This window comes from Azohydromonas australica DSM 1124, from assembly GCF_000430725.1.
Classification (GTDB): domain Bacteria; phylum Pseudomonadota; class Gammaproteobacteria; order Burkholderiales; family Burkholderiaceae_C; genus Azohydromonas; species Azohydromonas australica.
In genome coordinates this window covers 1-2,126 of the sequence record NZ_AUMO01000159.1, presented here as the reverse complement: position 1 = coordinate 2,126, position 2,126 = coordinate 1, and the positions used below count along the sequence as shown (strand labels likewise).

Here is a 2,126-nt window from a genome sequence, read left to right as displayed (position 1 = left end):
GGCGTGGGCGTGGGGCTCGGTTCCGGCGTGGGCGCAGGTGTGTTGGCCGGTGCAGAGGAGCCACCACCGCCGCCGCCGATTGCGGCGCCGATGCCCACCACGCCTGCCAGGCCCGCGGCAATCGCAGCGGGCCCTCCAAACGCGGCCGAGGCCCCGGCCGTGGCAGTGGCACTGCCCGCAGCGGTTGCCTCCGCAGTCGTCGCTGCCTCGGCAGGCGTCCCAGCCTCTGCGACCGCCTCGGCGGCTCCACTAACTTCTGCCGGACCGGCCTGGGCCAGGAGGATGCTGTCCTCAAGTTCCTGCGCCACCGCGGCCACATCAACATAGGACGCCTCGCCCACGACCTCGACCAAGGCCGCTGCCGGCGCTTCGTGCAGCGATAGCGGCAGCGCCTGCTCAGCCAGTGCGGATTGTTGAGTGGCGAGGTCCGCCCCGGACTTGCTGGAGGCGGTACTGGAGCCGGGCGCCGAAGCCGCGTCCGTTTGCTTGTTGGCCAGCAGTTCGCCTGCGGCACCCAGCAAAGCTCCAACGGAAAGCGCTTTTCGTAGCTTCCCTTTACCTTTCTTCCTGCCCTTCAACGGTTCACTCATCTCACTCCCCGATACTCCGCGTTACGCTTCTAACAAGCAGATCCCAAAAATTGATAGATCTCACCAATCTTATCAGTTGGACTCCGAGTCACTACCAATCCCGAACCTGGATATCGGAACAACGCCCCACTTTCTTGAAGCCCTTGCGACTAATTAAATGTCATCTCTTGAAACAATCTGCTCCGCGCGAGTCAACATGGAGAGGCGACGCGACAGTCTTGCGGGACAGTCGCAATCTGAGCGCCGTATCCGGCGGCGACCCAACCTTTGAAGTTCCATGGATGAGCACTCCTTTGCCTCGAGGCGGCACCACCACCGCGGCGGCACGGACGTCGTCGGCACCAAGGAGGCCGCGGAGCTGCTGCATGTCTCCGTGGCCACGGTGCAGAAAATGGTCGAACGTGGGGATCTGAAGGCCTGGCGCACCGAAGGGGGCCACCGCCGCATCCCGGTGCACTCGATCCTCAAGCTCACGCGCAGCCGCACCAGAGTGGCGTCCCCGGCTGGACGTCCGCTGTCGACCCTGCTGGTGGAGCCCAACGTCAGCACGGCTCGGGCACTGGGGAGATTCCTGCGGGACTGGGGTTCGGCGGTCAAGCTGATCTCAGTTGACAATGCAACCGATGCGCTGGCCAGCATCGCGTGTGCGATGCCGGATCTGCTCATCACCGATCTGGTGATGCAGCCGCTGGACGGCTTTGAGCTGATCAGGGCAGTCCGCCGCAACGCCGGCATGGCGCGGCTGCGTATCCTCGTGACCACGGCATTGCCGGAGGAGGAAATCCAGGCCCGTGGCGGGCTGGACAACCGCACGCTGCGCTACCGAAAACCGGTGCCGTTTCAAAGGCTTGCCGGCTTTATTGACGCCCAGCTCATGGCACTCGGCGAGCCTGGCGGCGGGTACGGCGGTTGAAGCTACAGGCGCCGGAACGCCGGATCAGGCCAGGCTGCCCGCGCGGCCATCCCGGACGACGGCTTCGACGGCATGAAACGCCTTGTCCACGATAGAGCGCACCTCGGCCATGGCATCGCGGACGTTGCACCCGGCGTCGCGGCGCAAGCGTTCCTCACGACTGCGCACGGCCAGAGCCGCGCTGCGGCACCAGCCGGCATCCAGCGTGTTGGCAACGTCGTGCATGACGGCAGCCACCTGCTCGCTAGACAGCCGCTCGATGGCCGTCAGCTTCAGCTCGCAACCGGAGCGGTCGGCAAGGAATTCATGCAGGAGCTGGGCAACCGCACCCAGGTTGCCGTCAAAGTCTTCCATCGCCCGCTCCAGATCGACTTCCTGGGCATCGGCCAACAAATGGAAATTCATGGCGTTTCTTCCGTTTCGCGTCTTGTGTCGCGCAGCGCCAAGGCCATGACGGACCGCAAGCGCGCCTGCGGGTGAAGCGAAAGCAACGGCTCGGGAGTCTGCGAACGTGGCGGCCTGGACCCACGCTTTTTTTCTAGGACGGCAGAACTTGCTGAACGTTGAATCCTCCAAGAGAGATCGTTTGCTGCCACGCGGAGGTGTGCGATGGCGCGACTTTC

2 protein-coding genes and 1 pseudogene are annotated in these 2,126 nt (G+C 64.6%); 1 reads left to right on the top strand and 2 read right to left on the bottom strand.

All coding sequences use genetic code 11. The features are described from left to right. Positions 1–590 (bottom strand): annotated as a pseudogene (locus H537_RS53235) (hypothetical protein); the annotation flags it as partial. Between the two features lie 277 nt (positions 591–867). Between H537_RS53235 and H537_RS44225 the strand changes: the two are divergent. Beyond that, the gene (locus H537_RS44225; RefSeq protein WP_051242990.1) at positions 868–1,503 is read left to right on the top strand and encodes a helix-turn-helix domain-containing protein; all 636 of its coding nucleotides are present in this window, start codon (positions 868–870) and stop codon (positions 1,501–1,503) included. A gap of 24 nt (positions 1,504–1,527) precedes the next feature. Here the strand turns inward: H537_RS44225 and H537_RS0118935 are convergent, their stop codons facing one another. Beyond that, positions 1,528–1,908: a hypothetical protein gene (locus tag H537_RS0118935; protein ID WP_156901850.1), complete on the bottom strand. Its 381-nt coding sequence runs from the start codon at positions 1,906–1,908 to the stop codon at positions 1,528–1,530. Between the last annotated feature and the right edge of the window lie 218 nt (positions 1,909–2,126).

What these genes read in the sequence shown, in the direction of transcription:
- H537_RS44225 (WP_051242990.1), top strand. Translation starts at nt 868, where the DNA reads ATGGATGAGCACTCCTTTGCCTCGAGGCGGCACCACCACCGCGGCGGC.
- H537_RS0118935 (WP_156901850.1), bottom strand. Translation starts at nt 1,908, where the DNA reads ATGAATTTCCATTTGTTGGCCGATGCCCAGGAAGTCGATCTGGAGCGG.